The organism is Streptomyces sp. DH37, assembly GCF_029813835.1.
In the GTDB taxonomy this organism is placed as follows: domain Bacteria; phylum Actinomycetota; class Actinomycetes; order Streptomycetales; family Streptomycetaceae; genus Streptomyces.
Genome location: NZ_JARVKV010000003.1, coordinates 178485 through 193186 on the forward strand (window position 1 = coordinate 178485; position 14702 = coordinate 193186).

At 73.4% G+C, this 14702-nt stretch carries 16 protein-coding genes and 3 tRNA genes; 4 read left to right on the top strand and 15 right to left on the bottom strand.

Going from position 1 to position 14702, the window contains the following annotated elements:
• Positions 1 to 87 precede the first annotated feature (87 nt).
• Positions 88 to 600, bottom strand: a complete 513-nt coding sequence (locus QC029_RS02920; protein WP_279553718.1) for an SSI family serine proteinase inhibitor — start codon at positions 598 to 600, stop codon at positions 88 to 90.
• Between the two features lie 245 nt (positions 601 to 845).
• Here QC029_RS02920 and QC029_RS02925 point away from each other — a divergent pair.
• Positions 846 to 936: transfer RNA gene (locus QC029_RS02925), tRNA-Ser, on the top strand.
• Between the two features lie 233 nt (positions 937 to 1169).
• Positions 1170 to 1242, top strand: a tRNA-Arg gene (locus tag QC029_RS02930).
• A gap of 132 nt (positions 1243 to 1374) precedes the next feature.
• Here the strand turns inward: QC029_RS02930 and QC029_RS02935 are convergent.
• From QC029_RS02935 to QC029_RS02945, 3 genes are all read right to left on the bottom strand, one after another.
• Positions 1375 to 1590 (bottom strand): hypothetical protein, encoded by a 216-nt coding sequence (locus tag QC029_RS02935; protein WP_279553719.1) that lies wholly within the window; start codon positions 1588 to 1590, stop codon positions 1375 to 1377.
• Positions 1591 to 2321: 731 nt separating this feature from the next.
• On the bottom strand, positions 2322 to 3959 hold the full coding sequence (locus tag QC029_RS02940) for an MDR family MFS transporter (RefSeq protein ID WP_279553721.1): 1638 nt from the start codon (positions 3957 to 3959) through the stop codon (positions 2322 to 2324).
• 152 nt (positions 3960 to 4111) lie between these two features.
• Entirely contained in the window at positions 4112 to 4600 is a 489-nt protein-coding gene (locus tag QC029_RS02945) for a MarR family winged helix-turn-helix transcriptional regulator (protein ID WP_279553722.1), read from the bottom strand.
• 265 nt (positions 4601 to 4865) lie between these two features.
• Here QC029_RS02945 and QC029_RS02950 point away from each other — a divergent pair, with 265 nt between their 5' ends.
• Positions 4866 to 5072: a hypothetical protein gene (locus QC029_RS02950; protein WP_279553723.1), complete on the top strand. Its 207-nt coding sequence runs from the start codon at positions 4866 to 4868 to the stop codon at positions 5070 to 5072.
• A gap of 105 nt (positions 5073 to 5177) precedes the next feature.
• On the opposite strand, the gene QC029_RS02955 is transcribed toward QC029_RS02950, so the two are convergent.
• From QC029_RS02955 to QC029_RS02985, 7 genes are all read right to left on the bottom strand, one after another.
• The gene (locus QC029_RS02955; RefSeq protein WP_279553724.1) at positions 5178 to 6029 is read right to left on the bottom strand and encodes an RNA polymerase sigma factor SigF; all 852 of its coding nucleotides are present in this window, start codon (positions 6027 to 6029) and stop codon (positions 5178 to 5180) included.
• A gap of 202 nt (positions 6030 to 6231) precedes the next feature.
• On the bottom strand, positions 6232 to 7050 hold the full coding sequence (locus QC029_RS02960) for an RNA polymerase sigma factor SigF (protein ID WP_279553725.1): 819 nt from the start codon (positions 7048 to 7050) through the stop codon (positions 6232 to 6234).
• Positions 7051 to 7263: 213 nt separating this feature from the next.
• Positions 7264 to 7449 carry a hypothetical protein gene (locus tag QC029_RS02965; RefSeq protein WP_279553726.1) on the bottom strand — a complete coding sequence of 62 codons (186 nt, stop codon included), beginning with the start codon at positions 7447 to 7449 and terminating at the stop codon, positions 7264 to 7266.
• A 200-nt stretch (positions 7450 to 7649) separates the two neighbouring features.
• A tRNA-Ser gene (locus QC029_RS02970) sits at positions 7650 to 7736 on the bottom strand.
• 10 nt (positions 7737 to 7746) lie between these two features.
• Positions 7747 to 8337 (bottom strand): tRNA adenosine(34) deaminase TadA, encoded by a 591-nt coding sequence (tadA, locus tag QC029_RS02975; RefSeq protein ID WP_279553727.1) that lies wholly within the window; start codon positions 8335 to 8337, stop codon positions 7747 to 7749.
• 140 nt (positions 8338 to 8477) lie between these two features.
• Positions 8478 to 9038: a hypothetical protein gene (locus tag QC029_RS02980; protein WP_279553728.1), complete on the bottom strand. Its 561-nt coding sequence runs from the start codon at positions 9036 to 9038 to the stop codon at positions 8478 to 8480.
• 129 nt (positions 9039 to 9167) lie between these two features.
• Complete coding sequence (locus tag QC029_RS02985; RefSeq protein WP_279553729.1) at positions 9168 to 9467, bottom strand: hypothetical protein; 300 nt, start codon at positions 9465 to 9467, stop codon at positions 9168 to 9170.
• Positions 9468 to 9563: 96 nt separating this feature from the next.
• Here QC029_RS02985 and upp point away from each other — a divergent pair, with 96 nt between their 5' ends.
• Entirely contained in the window at positions 9564 to 10199 is a 636-nt protein-coding gene (gene upp / locus QC029_RS02990) for a uracil phosphoribosyltransferase (RefSeq protein WP_279553730.1), read from the top strand.
• A 46-nt stretch (positions 10200 to 10245) separates the two neighbouring features.
• Here upp and QC029_RS02995 read toward each other — a convergent pair whose 3' ends face one another.
• The 4 genes from QC029_RS02995 to QC029_RS03010 form a co-directional block, all read right to left on the bottom strand.
• Entirely contained in the window at positions 10246 to 10959 is a 714-nt protein-coding gene (locus QC029_RS02995) for a LytR C-terminal domain-containing protein (RefSeq protein WP_279553731.1), read from the bottom strand.
• A 141-nt stretch (positions 10960 to 11100) separates the two neighbouring features.
• Complete coding sequence (locus QC029_RS03000) at positions 11101 to 11397, bottom strand: type II toxin-antitoxin system VapB family antitoxin (protein ID WP_031508611.1); 297 nt, start codon at positions 11395 to 11397, stop codon at positions 11101 to 11103.
• A gap of 172 nt (positions 11398 to 11569) precedes the next feature.
• Positions 11570 to 13141 (bottom strand): M28 family peptidase, encoded by a 1572-nt coding sequence (locus QC029_RS03005; RefSeq protein WP_279553732.1) that lies wholly within the window; start codon positions 13139 to 13141, stop codon positions 11570 to 11572.
• Positions 13142 to 13435: 294 nt separating this feature from the next.
• Entirely contained in the window at positions 13436 to 14680 is a 1245-nt protein-coding gene (locus QC029_RS03010; RefSeq protein ID WP_279553733.1) for an FAD-binding protein, read from the bottom strand.
• Positions 14681 to 14702: the final 22 nt, after the last annotated feature.

Here is a 14702-nt window from a genome sequence, read left to right on the forward strand (position 1 = left end):
ACGGCCAGCGGTAGCGGAAGCGACGGCGGATGCGTGGGGAGGGTGCGGAGAACGTGGAGGCGGACCCGGCCCGGCGTATGACGTCCGTCACTCCCCCAGGTCGGGGAGGGCGGGGACCAGGGCGTTCCAGCGGGCGATCTCGCAGCCGTCCGTCCGTTCGAACGAGGCGTCCACCCGCCGCCCCTGCCACATCCCGGTCACGCGGGCGGTGGCCGGGCCTCCGTACACCTGGCCGCACAGCGCGTCCTCGGGGACGGGCCGCCAGGGGTCGCGCGGGCCCTGGGCGGCCCGGTCGACGGCGTCGCAGGCGGCGGGGGGATCGGGGTGGCTGCCCCCGGCGGGGTGGCAGTCGAGGGTGTACGTCCGCCGGGTCGGCGCCCCGCCCCCGCGCACCGCCCTCGGCGCCGCGTGCGGCGCCGCCACGCCGTCCGGGGAGGAGGCGACGGTGATGGTGAGCTGGTCCTGCCGGGCGGCCGGCATGACGGGCTCGGGCACGGGCCAGGGACGGGCGGCGGCCGGTACGGCCACGGAGGCCGCGGCGGAGACGGCGGCGGTGAGCGCGACGGCCCCGGCGAGGACGGCGGCGGTACGGCGCGGCATGGCGACTCCCGGAAGGTGGTGTGCGGGCGGCCCGCGGGACCGCGGGTTCTTCCCTCCCCCTTCCAACGCGTCACCGCGCGCGCCGTTGCGCACCTCCACCCGCCCGCCCCACCACCCTGCCGCCACCAGGGGCAAAGCCCTTTGCCCGGGGACCCGCCAGCCGGGTAACGTAGGTGGCGATTGGAGACAGCCTCTGGGCTGTGCCATCATCAGCACACACACCTCGCGGTGACGCGGTTGTGTGGGGAGGCTTCGCCTAGTCTGGTCTATGGCGCCGCACTGCTAATGCGGTTTGGGCCTTAAAGCCCATCGAGGGTTCAAATCCCTCAGCCTCCGCTCGATCATCACGATCACCGAAGCCCCGGCCCGTACGGCCGGGGCTTCCGCCGTTCCGGGGACTTCGCGGGGGCGCGGGGGCCGAGGGAGCGCCGCCAAGGGGCTCCGGAATCCCTTCCGGGGGTATCGCCGCAGGTCAGGCAGGGTTGACCGAACGGATTTCACCTCTGGGCGGAGGTCATGTAATGTTGTTCCCGCAACGCCGACCGGCAAGGAAACAGCCGGGAAGCCAAGCGCTCGTAGCTTAACGGATAGAGCATCTGACTACGGATCAGAAGGTTGCAGGTTCGAATCCTGCCGAGCGCGCAGCAGGTGAGAGGCCCCGCCGGGAGACCGGCGGGGCCTCTTCCGTGTGGACGGGGGGCGCGGTGCTGGGCACGGCGACCGGTGCCCCCGGCACCTCGGTGCCCGGTAGCGCGCGCGGTCGGCGGGCGTCCGTCACGCGGACCAGAGCGAACCGTGCCGGTGGCGGGCCGGCGGTACGTCCAGGGCGTCGGCGGCGTCGAGCGCCAGTGCGTCGGCGCCGGAGTTCACCAGCCGCCGCAGGGCCGTCGTACGGGCGCGCAGCCGTTGACGGGCGCGGCGTTCCTCCACCGCGGACCAGCGGGCGACCGAGCGGTCGCGGTTGTGCCGGGGGAAGCGGTGGACCTCCACCCCGCGGCGGACCGGCTGCGGCCGGGGCCTGCGGGACGCGCGGGCGGCCTCGGCGAGGATCCCGGCGCTGTAGCGGAGGTCGTGGAGGACCGCGGAGCGCCAGGGGGCTTCCGGCGGGCCGGCGTGACTGTTCTCTTCCCTCTTCCGTCCCTGTCCCCGTTGCTGTTCCGGTGACGGGGACAGGAACGGTGACGGGGACGATGACGGAGACGGGTGATGGGCGGTGCGGGCCATGGAGGCTCCCTCGGCGGCGACCGCTGGGCGTGTCCCGGCGGAGCTACCCGAAGCCCGCCGGGCCCGTACGGCGTTCGCCTCCGTCGCGGCGGACCGGGGTCCCGCGCGAGGCGGTCCCATGGGCGTGACCGGGCGGGGCGGGAGGGCGCCCGGAGGCGGGGGTCATGGGACGACGATAGTCCGCCGGAAGGCAGTCGTTCGGCCGGAGCGGGGATATGTCGTACTGCGATGTTTCACGGGAAACATTCGCCCCGTCCGGCGGATCGGGCCGGGGACGGGCGGGGGCCTCGCGCCTCCGCGGGGGACGCACTCCGGCGTGCACGAGGTCCGGTTGACGTCCCGCCAGGCCCGGTGCGCGGTCGCCGCGGCCCTCCCCCCGTCGAGGCCCGGCCGGACCGCTCCCTCCTCCGTCCAGGGGCGGCCACACCGCACGGGGCCGGAACCGCACGCGCGGTTCCGGCCCCGGGGGTCCCGGACGGAGGAGGAGGGCGGGGAGGTCAGACGGTCCGGCCGGCGGCCTCCCCCGGCTGCCCGTCCTTCCCGGTCCGCTCGGCGTGGTCCTCCAGGTGGGTGCGCAGCGGCACCTCCTTGACGAACAGCACCAGCAGCAGCGCGACCACCGCCATCGGCGCGGCGTAGAGGTAGATGTCGGCGACGCCGTGGCCGTACGCGCTCTCGACGACGGTGCGGACCGGAGCCGGGAGGCTCTCCAGGTCCGGGATGGCGCTGCCGTTGCCGCCGGTCGCGCCCTCGGGCCGGATGCCCAGCCTCGTCATGCCGTCGGTGACGTAGTCGGTGATGCGGTGGGCGAGCACCGCGCCCAGCACCGAGACGCCGACCGCGCCGCCGAGGGAGCGGAAGAAGGCGAGCACGGAGCTGGCCGCGCCCAGCTCGGAGAGGGCGACCTGGTTCTGGGTGGCCAGGACGAGGTTCTGCATCATCATGCCGACGCCGGTGCCCAGCAGCGCCATGAAGAGGGCGATCCGCCAGTACGGGGTGTCGTACCGCATCGTGCCCAGCAGCCCGAGCCCGGCCGTCAGCAGGACGCCGCCCGCCACCAGCCATGCCTTCCAGCGGCCGGTGCGGGTGATGACCAGGCCGGAGACGGTGGAGGAGACGAACAGCCCGCCGATCATCGGGATCGTCAGCACCCCGGACATCGTCGGCGACTCGCCGCGGGCGAGCTGGAAGTACTGGCTGAGGAAGACGGTCGCGCCGAACATCGCGATGCCGACGAAGAGCGAGGCCAGCGCGGTGAGCGTGATCGTGCGGTTGCGGAACAGGCCCAGCGGGATGATCGGCTCGGCGGCGCGCGACTCGGTCAGCACGAAGGCCAGACCCAGGACGACCGAGACGCCGACCATCGTGTACGTCTGCCAGGACAGCCAGTCGTACCGGTCCCCGGCCAGCGTCACCCATATCAGCAGCAGGGAGACCGCGGCGGTGACGAGGGAGGCGCCCAGCCAGTCCACCGTCACGTTCTCCCGCTTCACCACGGGCAGGTGCAGCGTCTTCTGGAGCACGACCAGCGCGAGGATCGCGAAGGGCACGCCGACGTAGAAGCACCAGCGCCAGCCGAGCCAGGAGGCGTCGGTGATCACGCCGCCGAGCAGCGGTCCGCCCACCGTGGCGACGGCGAAGGTCGCGCCCAGGTAGCCGCTGTAGCGTCCGCGCTCACGCGGGGGGATCATCGCGGCGATGATGATCTGGGACAGCGCCGCCAGACCGCCCGCGCCCAGGCCCTGCACCGCCCGGAAGGCGATCAGGGTGCCGGTGTCCTGGGACAGGCCGGCGCCGGCCGAGGCCAGGACGAAGAGCACCAGCGCCGACTGCACCAGCAGCTTCTTGCTGTAGAGGTCGGCGAGCTTGCCCCACAGCGGTGTGGAGGCGGTCATGGTCAGCAGCGCCGCCGTGACGACCCAGGTGTACGCGCTCTGGCCGCCGCCCAGGTCAGAGATGATCTGCGGCAGGGCGTTGGAGACGACCGTCGAGGACAGGACGGAGACGAACATGCCGAGCAGCAGCCCGGACAGCGCCTCCATGATCTGGCGGTGCGTCATGGGCACCTGTTCGGCGCCCGGGGCGGTGCGGGCGGTGTCGCCCTTCCGTACCTCCGAGGGTGTGGACGTTGCCATGCGCTCCTTGCTTTCCGTGTCTCTTCTCGCGTCGGGCGTCGTGTCACGGCGCGCCGTACGCCTGCGGGTCCGGGGCGGTCCGGACGGCCGTGCGTCCGGGCGGGGCCGTGTCCCGGCGGCGCGGGGCACGGGCGGTACGTGTTTCTCCGGGGTCAGTCGTGTGCGGCGGTGCGGTACGGGGCGTGGCCGGCGCCCCGGGAGGCCGTACGGCAGCCGCGGTCGCCGAAGCTCGCGCGCAGCCGTGCCAGCAGTTCGGTGAGGCGGCCCACGTCCTCGGCCGGCCAGTCGCCGAGGTGGTGCGCGAGGGTCTCGCTGACGCGGCGGTGCGTCTCGGCCAGCAGCCGCTCACCGCTGCCGGTCAGCCGCAGCAGCCGGACCCGGCCGTCGAGGGGGTCGGGCCGGCGGTCGACCCAGCCGTGCTCCACGGCGTACGCGACATGGCGGCTGGTGACGGACACGTCGACGCCCAGCAGATCGGCGAGCCGCGTCATCCGCAGCTCGCCGTGCCGTCCCAGCAGGGTCAGGAGGACCGCCGGTGCGGGCGGGCAGTCGTACGGCAGGTCGCGGGCCAGCTCGCGCCGGACGGTGCCGATGGAGCCGAGCTCCCGGGCCAGGTCCCGGTAGGGAGCGTGTGATGTCACCGGATGCCTCCTCACGGCCCGCAGAAATCGTTGCTTAGGGCAAGCATATGTTTGTTGGTTGCCTCAGGCAAACGAAAACGGACGTGTGGGGGCAAACAGTTTCCCAAGACCGGGTGTGCCGCTCACCAAGTCGGCCGGCGGTCCCGCGACGGCTCCGCATGTCGGTGCACGGGCGGGGCGGGGTCGGTGTGCGGGCGGGCGCGGCCGGTGCGCGGACGCGACCTGGGGTGACCCGCGCCCGGCCCGTTCGCTAGGGTCCGGAGGCATGGCTCACAACCCCCAAGCACCCCAGGGCCCGGCCGGCCAGCACGACCCGGCCGGAAGCACCCAGATGTTCCGCGCCTTCGTCGACGAGGACGGGCCGCGCCCGCCCGCCGCGACCTCGTCCTCCGGCCCCCGGGTCGGTCTGATCGTGGGGATCGCCGCGCTGGTCGCGGTCGTCGCCGCGGTCGTCTGGTTCGCCCTCTCCTGAGCGGGGCGGCCCGCGCCGCGAACGCGGACAGCCGCCGGGACGGTGTGGTGCCGTCCCCGGCGGCTGTCCGCGTCTCCACGTCCACCCCCGTGCGGGGGCCGGGCCTCACTCCTCCGAGACGAGGCCCTCTCTCAGCTGCGCGAGCGTACGGGTCAGCAGGCGCGAGACGTGCATCTGGGAGATGCCGACCCGCTCGCCGATCTGCGACTGCGTCATGTTCGCGAAGAAGCGGAGCATGATGATCTGCCGCTCGCGCGGCGGGAGCTTGGCGAGCAGCGGCTTGAGCGACTCGCGGTACTCCACGCCCTCCAGCGCGCTGTCCTCGTACCCCAGCCGGTCCGCGAGGGAGCCCTCGCTGCCCTCCTCCTCCGGGACGGGGGAGTCCAGGGAGCTGGCCGTGTAGGCGTTGCCCACGGCCAGCCCGTCCACCACGTCCTCCTCGGACACCCCGAGGCAGGCGGACAGCTCGGCCACCGTCGGGGAGCGGTCGAGCTTCTGCGACAGCTCGTCGCTGGCCTTGGTGAGCGCCAGGCGCAGCTCCTGGAGGCGCCGGGGGACGCGCACCGACCAGGAGGTGTCGCGGAAGAAGCGCTTGATCTCGCCGACGACCGTCGGCATCGCGAACGTCGGGAACTCCACGCCCCGTTCGCAGTCGAAGCGGTCGATGGCCTTGATGAGGCCGATGGTGCCGACCTGGACGATGTCCTCCATCGGCTCGTTGCGGCTGCGGAAGCGGGCCGCCGCGTACCGCACGAGCGGGAGGTTCAGCTCGATGAGGGTGTCTCGTACGTAGACGCGCTCCGGGCTGTCGGCGTCGAGCGTGGCGAGCCGCTGGAACAGGGAGCGGGAGAGGGTCCGGGTGTCGATGGCGTCGCAGTCTGAGGGAACGTGCGGTGCGGCGTCGGCCTTGGTCTCGGGCTCGGCGAGCACCTTCGAGCTGCCCAGTTCTACGGACATGCCACCCCCTTGAGGTCGCGGACGGATCGCGGCGGCGCCCTCGGACGTGAGGGAGGCACCTCCCGGTCAATACCGGCGGCGCCGTCGCGGCAAACGCACTTCTCGCAGAATGTCACAAGTCAGCAACACGACGTAGCCCCAAGTCGATAAAACTGCACAGCTCGGGATGGGGATGCGCCTGAACGAGTGTCACACGCGCGGGTTACGCGTCGAGGGGATTTGCGGCACGCAGGCGGGCGAAGCTCCGCGACAGCAGCCGGGACACGTGCATCTGCGACACGCCGAGTTCCGCGCTGATCTGGGACTGCGTCAGGTTCCGGTAGTACCGCAGCAGCAGGATCCGCTGCTCGCGCTCGGGGAGCTGGACGAGCAGGTGCCGCACCAGGTCGCGGTGCTCCACGCCGTCCAGCGCCGGGTCCTCGTAGCCGAGCCGGTCGATCAGTCCGGGCAGGCCGTCCTCGCGCTCCTGGGCGGCCTCCAGGGAGGTGGCGCGGTAGGCGCGGCCGGCCTCCAGGCAGGCGAGGACGTCCTCCTCGCCGATCCGCAGCCGCTCGGCGATCTCGGCGGTGGTGGGGGAGCGGCCGTGCAGCACGGTCAGGTCCTCCGTCGCACTGCTGACCTGCACCCACATCTCGTGCAGCCGGCGCGGTACGTGCACGGTGCGGACGTTGTCGCGGAAGTAGCGCCGGATCTCGCCGATGATCGTCGGCATCGCGAACGTCGGGAACTGCACCCCGCGGCCGGGGTCGAAGCGGTCGATGGCGTTGATGAGGCCGATGGTGCCGACCTGGACGACGTCCTCCATCGGCTCGTTGCGGCTGCGGAAGCGGGCGGCGACGTAGCGCACCAGCGGGATGTTGGCCTCGATCAGGGCCCCGCGCACCCGCTCGTGCTCGGGGGTGCCGGGCTCCAGGCCGGAGAGCCGCTCGAAGAGCACCTGGGTCAGGGCGCGGGTCTCCGCGCTCCGACGGCTGGGGGCCGACCCCGTCGGGGTCCGGGGAAGGGTCTGCGTGACCGCCACCGATCGTCCAACCCCTTCACGGTTGTTTCATCCGGCAAAAGCGGTCATAGCATCACAAGTTATATGCACTGTGTGCAAGCACCGTGTAACTCCGTGTTGTTACGGAGGGGCGCACGGCGGACCGCCGTCCGGGGGCCCGCCCCCGTGCGGCGGGGGGAGGCGGAGGACGGCCGGGGGGAGCGGAGGGGGAGGGGTCCGTACGGACGGCCCGGCTCAGTTCACCAGTTCGGTCATGAAGGTGCCGACGCCCTTCGCCGCGCTGGAGATGCCCTCGAACCCGACGCCGACGAGTTCGGCGGAGCGGTCGGGCGAGGTGATGATCGAGTAGAGGATGAAGACGAGGAGTACGTAGAGCACGACCTTCTTCACGTCCACGGCGTTCTGCCTCTCCCCGAACATCCCCGAGTGTCCCCGAACACGGGACCGCCCACGCGGTCGCGAGAGTCTAACCGGCACCGCCCGGTGGTCCCAGGGGTTGCGCGGGCCGGCGCCGTACGGGGCGCGGACGGGGGACGGACGGGGACGGGCGGAAGGCGGACGGAAGGCGCTGCGGGGCGCACGGCGAAGGGCCCCTCCGGAGAGGGGCCCTTCGACTGCGGCGGTAGCGGTGGGATTTGAACCCACGGTGGAGTTGCCCCCACACTCGCTTTCGAGGCGAGCTCCTTCGGCCGCTCGGACACGCTACCGGGAGGAAGCCTAGCCCATGGTCGGGCGTGCGCCGAAATCGGTATCGGGACGGGCGCCGCTCCGGCCCCCCGGACCCCTGTCCGACGGGCGGGAGGGCGCGCGGAAGAAGTCCGTCAGCAGTCTCCCGCACTCCTCGGCCAGCACCCCGGAGACCACCTCCGGCCGGTGGTTGAGCCTGCGGTCGCGCACGACGTCCCACAGGGAGCCGGCCGCGCCCGCCTTCTCGTCCACCGCCCCGTAGACGACCCTCTCCAGCCGCGCCAGCACGATCGCGCCCGCGCACATCGTGCACGGCTCCAGCGTCACCGCCAGGGTGCAGCCCGTCAGCCGCCACTCGCCGACCGCCCGGGCCGCCTCGCGGATCGCCACGACCTCCGCGTGCGCCGTGGGGTCGCCGGTCGCCTCGCGCTCGTTGCGGCCGAGGCCCAGGACCGCGCCGTCCGGGCCCAGGACGACCGCGCCGACGGGTACGTCCCCGGTCTCCGGGGCCCGTACGGCCTCGGCCAGGGCACGGCGCATCGCCGCCCGCCACGGATCGCGCAGCGGATCCGGGGCGGGCGTCTCGCTCGGTGGAGCCGGAGGCGGCGGAGGGGCGCTCATGGGCTCAGTTTCTCCCACCCGTCCGGGCTCGGTTTCCCCCGCCCGCCCGGGCTCGGTTTCCCCCACCCGCCCGGCCCGGCGCACGGCGGGCGGGGCGGCGTGCGCCGGGCCGGAGCCGGGCCGGGTGGGACCGGGGCGGGCTACCGGACGGCCTCCAGCATGTCCGTGCAGCCGAGCGCGTCGGCGATCTCGCTCAGGGCGTCCTCGGAGGTCAGCGAGAGCAGCGCCTTGCCGTCCAGGCCGAAGTCGGCCAGCAGCTCGGCGTCGCCGACCGGTCCCGCCGGGACCGTGCCGGGGGACCCCGCGGCTGTCTCCCCGTCGTCCCCGTCGTCCCGGCCGTCCCCGTCGTCGCCCGCCGGTTCGCCGTCCTCCGTGCCGTCGAGGTCCACGAGGAGGTCGAGGTCCTCCCCGTCGGCCGGTTCGCGGCCGAGGATCTCGTCGGTGAGCAGGATCTCCCCGTAGGAGCTGCGTGCGGCCCCGGCCGCGTCCGAGACGAAGATGCGGGGGTCCTCCTCGCCCTCCACCCGGACGACGCCGAACCAGACGCCCTCCTGTTCGATGCAGACCAGGACCGGCTCGTCGTCCTCCGCGGCCTCCCGGGCCAGGTCGGCGAGATCGGCCAGCGTCTCGACCTCGTCGAGTTCTGTGTCGCTCGCTTCCCACCCGTCTTCGGTGCGCGCGAGCAGTGCGGCGAAGTACACCGTGACTCTCCCACTGGTTTCAGGTGCCCGAGTGATGACGGGACCGCGCCCCGCCCAATCGGAATCGTGGCAGAAACCGGCGCTTCGCGAGAGGTCTTCGGCTGTGCGTCGTGCGGGTGTTGCGGCGGACTACCAGCGAAATGTCCTCATCCGCATCGCCTGGCGCATGCGCGCGGCGCGGGCGCGGCGTGGCTGGACCCGCTCGCGCAGGGCCTTCGCCTCGTTCAGCTCGCGCAGGAAGACCGCTCGGCGGCGGCGCCGTTCCGCGTCGCTCTCCAGGTCGGTGGGGACCGCGGGGCCGCCGGGGGCCCGGGTGCCCCCGCGGCGCTCCCCGGGCTCCTGGAGGTCCCGCCGGTCCCGCCGTTCCTCGCGTATGAGCGCCCGACGGTCGTCGGGCGTGTCGCCTTGTCGCTGCCTGGGTTCGGTCATACGGCCACACCTCCGGTCGTACCTGTCCACTGTCCCCCGAAAAGACGCTTGTACGCCAGTGCGAGCCCGGATCGTGCCTCGGTTACTGTCGGGGGCATGCGGATTCACGTCGTCGACCACCCGCTGGTGGCGCACAAACTCACCACGCTGCGCGACGAGCGCACCGACTCCCCGACCTTCCGGCGCCTCGCCGACGAGCTGGTCACCCTGCTGGCCTACGAGGCCACCCGGGACGTGCGCATCGAGCCGGTCGACATCAGCACCCCGGTGACGGTCACGACGGGCGTGCGGCTGTCCCATCCGCGTCCGCTGGTGGTGCCGATCCTGCGGGCCGGGCTCGGGATGCTGGACGGGATGGTGCGGCTGCTGCCGACCGCCGAGGTGGGCTTCCTGGGCATGATCCGCGACGAGCGCACCCTCCAGGCGTCCACGTACGCCACCCGCATGCCCGACGACCTCTCCGGGCGCCAGGTGTACGTCCTGGACCCGATGCTGGCCACCGGCGGCACGCTGGTGGCGGCGATCCGGGAGCTGATCCGGCGCGGCGCCGACGACGTCACGGCGCTCTGCCTGCTGGCGGCGCCCGAGGGCGTGGAGCTGATGGAGCGCGAGCTGGCGGGCACGCCGGTGACGGTGGTGACCGCCTCGGTCGACGAGCGGCTCAACGAGGACGGCTACATCGTCCCGGGCCTGGGCGACGCGGGCGACCGCATGTACGGGACGGCGGGCTAGGACCCGTACGGCACGGCACGGCACGCCCGGCGGACTCGTGCGCCGCTCAGCAGCCCGAGGGGGAGGGCGAGGGGGAGGGGCTGGCGAGGGCCGCCATGGCCTTCCGTGCCTCCTTCTCGGCCGCCAGGCCGGTGAAGGCCTTGCCGATCACCAGGTCGATCTCCTCGCCCTTGCGGTCCACCGCCCTGACCTTCGCGCCGGGCAACTGGGTGCGCAGGACGTCGAACGCGCCGCTGCGGTACGCGGCGGGCGGGCCCACGAGCAGCCCGGCCTCCTTCACCTTCTTGTCGAGGGAGGCCGGTGCGTTGGCCACCTCGCCGATGGTGAAACCGCGCTTCTCCAGCGCGTCCGCGGTCTTCTTGGCCAGGCCGCCGCGGGTGGTCGCGTTGTAGACGTTGACCGTGACGGCCGACGGCTTCGGCAGGGCGCCGGGCGCGGCGGTCCGGCCGGGCTCGCCCGAGGCGCCGGAGTCCCTGGCGGGGTGCGCCGAGACACTGCTCCCCGGGCCCGCGGAGTCGCCGCGCCCCCCGTCGCCGCGCTCACAGCCCCGGTCGCCGCCGGCGGCCCGCACGGTGGTGGTACCGCCCGTGAAGGCGTCGAGGAGCTGCACCGTCCCCCAGGAGAGCACACCGAGGGCGGCGGTCGCCGCGACGGCGGCGACGACGATCCTGCGGCGCCTGCGCGGGCGCCGCATCCGCGGGTAGCTGTCACCCGTGATGCGGTACTTGCCGCCCATGCCGGGGGGAGTGAGCATGCTCATGGGCGCAGCGTAGTGCGGAGACGGCGTAATGCCTACTAAACGATCAATGCGCGCACCGCAGTCGGCCCCGAAAGGGCCAACGCGGGCACCCGCCCCCGAGCGCGGGCGGGTCCGGCCCGGGACCGGACCCGGTCCGGGGCGTCAGTCGAGTTCGAGCACGCGGGCGTGCAGGACCTGCCGCTGCTGGAGGGCGGCGCGCACGGCGCGGTGGAGCCCGTCCTCCAGGTAGAGGTCCCCGTTCCACTTCACGACGTGCGCGAACAGGTCGCCGTAGAACGTGGAGTCCTCGGCGAGCAGCGTCTCCAGGTCGAGCTGGCCCTTGGTGGTGACGAGCTGGTCAAGGCGCACCGGGCGTGGGGCGACATCCGCCCACTGGCGGGTGCTCTCCCGGCCGTGGTCGGGGTACGGCCGCCCGTTTCCGATTCGCTTGAAGATCACACGGAAAGCCTACCGGTCCGGCGGCGCGGGGCGCAGCCTTCCGGCGGAGGGTCGGAACGGCGATCCGGCTCCCCGCGCGGCCGGTGCCGTCCGGTGCGCCGCGCGGAAAGCGCCGCGGGCGCCGGGGCGGGTGCCCCGGCGCCCGCGGTGGGTGCCGTCCGAGGGGTGTCCGTCAGGCGGTCAGGTCGTGGTCGTGGTCGTGCAGACCGCCGCCGCTGCCCGCGGTGCCCTTGGTGGGCTCGAAGGGCACGTCCTCCTCCAGGGAGGAGGTGTCCCAGGCGTAGGTGCCGACGGCGTCGGCGATCACGTCGACGTTGATGCCGAGCGCCTTCTCGCTGACGTTGCCCAGGTCGTCGCACGCCTGGTGGTAGCACTGGTCGTACGCGAGGCCGGCCTCGCCGCCCCACAGGGCGGCCTCCTCCTCGCTCTTGATGCCCTCGGCGCCGGTGAAGGTGCCGCCGGAGGGGATGCCGGCCTCGATGAAGGGGCCGTAGTCGGAGCGGCCGGTGAAGTCGGTGCCGCGCGGCTCCTGGCCCTGCGACCGCATGAAGGTGTTGATCGCGTGCTCCAGCTGCGCCGAGCCCTCGGGGCCCGGGCCGGCGCCGACGCCGTCGGAGTCGTCGCCGTCGTAGACGAACAGGCCGTAGTTCGGCGAGGCGATCATGTCGAAGTTGAGGTAGAGGGCGATCTTCTCGCGCTCGGCCTCGGGCAGGTTCGTCACGTAGTGCTCGGAGCCCTGCAGGCCCACCTCCTCGGCGGACCACAGCGCGAAGCGCACCTTGTTGGCGTGCTTGCCCTTCCGGTCGGCCTTGGCGAGCTGGAGGGCGGTCTCCAGGATGCCGGCGGAGCCCGAGGCGTTGTCGTTGATGCCCGGGCCGTCGGCGACGGAGTCCAGGTGGGCGCCGAACATCACCACGTTGTCCGGGTCGCCGCCGCGGGTCTCGGCGATGACGTTGGGCGTGGAGCGGGTCTCGTGGAACTCGCGGATCTCCAGGCTGACGGTGACGGTGCCCTGGGCGACGGCGGCCGCCAGCTCCTCGCCCGCCGCCCGGGTGATGCCGCCGGTGGGGATGCGGCCCGCGGAGGCGTCGCCGAGGGTGCCGTTGAGGTCCCCGTCGGTGTTGTTGTAGATGACCGCGCCGATCGCGCCGGCGTCGGCGGCGTTGGCCTGCTTCTGGGCGAAGGCGCAGCCGCCGCGCTGGATCAGCGCGATCTTGCCGGCGAAGTCGCCGGAGGCGAAGTCCCCGGCCTCGCAGCCGGTGGTGCCGTCGGCGTCCACCGGCACGGCCGCGAGGGCGGCCTCGACGCCGCCTTCGGGGGTGCTCGCGGTGTACGTCATCAGCTTGATGGGGACGTCGCGCTGAGTGGGCGTCAGGACGGACAGCTTCTCCGCGAGCGTCTCGCGGTAGACGAAGTCGAAGTTCTGGTAGGTGACCTGGTAGCCGGCCGCCTTGAGCAGGGTGCCCGCGTACTTCGCGGACCAGTCGTAGCCGGCGGAGCCCGCCGCTCGGTTGTCGTCCCTGGCGTCGGCGATCGCCTGGAACGCCCGCAGGTGCCTCATGGCGCCTTCGGAGCCGGTCTTCTTGACGAGCTGCCTCGCCAGCTTCTCGCCCTGCCTGCCGGGGTCGGGCTTCGCCGCCGCCGGGCCTGCGGACGCGGCGAGCAGCAGCGGGGTGGCGAGGGACGCGGCAGCGGCGACCGCGATGATTCTGCGCTTTCCGCCTCTGAGGAGAGGTGCGTGCACGGGAGGATCCTTCCGGTGCGGACAGCTGGGACGGGCTGTTCGACGTCAGGGGTTGCGTGTCCGGGTTACGGACGCAGTGCAAGGGAAGGTAGCGACTGGGCGGCCCGGTGGGAATGAGTCGGGCACAACCGGCCCGGTTTGGGGGAGGTGATCCGCCCGCACGGAGAGGTCAAACCCATCCGTTCTCGGGAACATCGGGCATCTGCCGGATCCCCCTCCCGGTGCCCCGCCCGGCCGTGGGGCGCCGGGCGCCGGGCGCCGGGTGCCGGGTGCCGCCCCCCGGCCGCCGGCCGGTCAGCGCGGGAAGTACCGGTCGATCAGGTCGTTGCGGAACGTGCCCGCCGGGTCGAACCGCCGCAGCAGCGCGCGGAAGTCGTCCCAGCGTTCGTAGGAGGCGCTCAGGACCCCGGGGTCGGTGGACGACAGCTTCCCCCAGTGCGGGCGGGCGTCGAAGGGGGCGAGCGCCTCCTCGACGCGGAGCAGCACGGGCGCGACGGCACGGGCGTCGGACGTCCAGGTGAAGTGGAGGGCGACGCTGTCGCGGCCGTGGGCGGGGCTGAGCCAGTGCGGGTCGGCGGCCACGGTGCGTATCTCGGAGACCTGCAGGACGGGGGCGAGCAGCGGTCCGAGCTCCCTCAGCGCCGCGAAGGCCCCGGCGGCGCGGTCCCGGGGGACGAAGTACTCCGACTGCAGCTCGTCCCCGGCGCTGGGCACGAAGCCGGACCGGAAGTGCGGCAGCCGCTCGTCCCACGGGCCCGGCACGCCCCGCTGCTCGGTGGCGTTCCCGGCCGGCATCCCCGCGATCGGGTGGCGGGGGCCGTCGGCGGGGCGGGCTCCGGTCCGGGCGAGGTCGGGCAGCGGGTCGCCGGTGCGGCGCTTGACCCACACCCGTACCGAGTCGGCCCAGTCGGTGAAGACGCTGACGCTGTACGCGGCGCCGAACACCTCCTGCGGGTGCTCCGCCAGCACCGTCCAGGGAAGGCCCTCGTGGACGTACTGCTCGACCTCGAAGGCCGGGCACGCCTCCACGGTGAGGGCGGTGACGACGCCCAGGGCGCCGAGCGAGACCACCGCCCCCTCGAAGTCCCCGTCGCCGCGCGAGACGGTGGCGGTGCCGCCGTCCGCGGTGACGAACTCCACCGACCGGACGGCGGCGGCCAGCGTGCCGCCGGTGTCCCCCGAGCCGTGCGTACCGGTGGCGTACGCGCCGGCGAGGGTGAAGTGCGGGGTGGAGGGCAGGTTGGGCAGGGCCAGCCCGTGCCGCCGCAGCACCGGGCACAGCTCGCCGAACCGGACCGCGCCGCCGACCCGGACGGTGGCGGTGGCCGGGTCGACCTCGACGGCGCGGGGCAGGTCGTCCAGGGTGACCAGGTCGCCGCTGGTGTCGGCGATCCGGTTGAAGGAGTGGCCCGAGCCCAGCACGCGTACGCGGTCGGCACCCGCGACGATCTCCCGGAGCCGGTCCGCCGACGCCGGGCGGTGCAGTCTCCGGGCGGCGAACTCGACGTTCCCGGCCCAGTTGGTCAGCGTCGCGGCCATGGGGTCTCCTGCCTCGCGGATC

Bases quoted from the DNA above. Each gene is read 5' to 3' on its own strand.
- QC029_RS02920 (WP_279553718.1), bottom strand. From the start codon at position 600: ATGCCGCGCCGTACCGCCGCCGTCCTCGCCGGGGCCGTCGCGCTCACC.
- QC029_RS02940 (WP_279553721.1), bottom strand. From the start codon at position 3,959: ATGGCAACGTCCACACCCTCGGAGGTACGGAAGGGCGACACCGCCCGC.
- QC029_RS02950 (WP_279553723.1), top strand. From the start codon at position 4,866: ATGGCTCACAACCCCCAAGCACCCCAGGGCCCGGCCGGCCAGCACGAC.
- QC029_RS02955 (WP_279553724.1), bottom strand. From the start codon at position 6,029: ATGTCCGTAGAACTGGGCAGCTCGAAGGTGCTCGCCGAGCCCGAGACC.
- QC029_RS02965 (WP_279553726.1), bottom strand. From the start codon at position 7,449: ATGTTCGGGGAGAGGCAGAACGCCGTGGACGTGAAGAAGGTCGTGCTC.
- tadA (WP_279553727.1), bottom strand. From the start codon at position 8,337: ATGAGCGCCCCTCCGCCGCCTCCGGCTCCACCGAGCGAGACGCCCGCC.
- QC029_RS02985 (WP_279553729.1), bottom strand. From the start codon at position 9,467: ATGACCGAACCCAGGCAGCGACAAGGCGACACGCCCGACGACCGTCGG.
- upp (WP_279553730.1), top strand. From the start codon at position 9,564: ATGCGGATTCACGTCGTCGACCACCCGCTGGTGGCGCACAAACTCACC.
- QC029_RS02995 (WP_279553731.1), bottom strand. From the start codon at position 10,959: ATGAGCATGCTCACTCCCCCCGGCATGGGCGGCAAGTACCGCATCACG.
- QC029_RS03010 (WP_279553733.1), bottom strand. From the start codon at position 14,680: ATGGCCGCGACGCTGACCAACTGGGCCGGGAACGTCGAGTTCGCCGCC.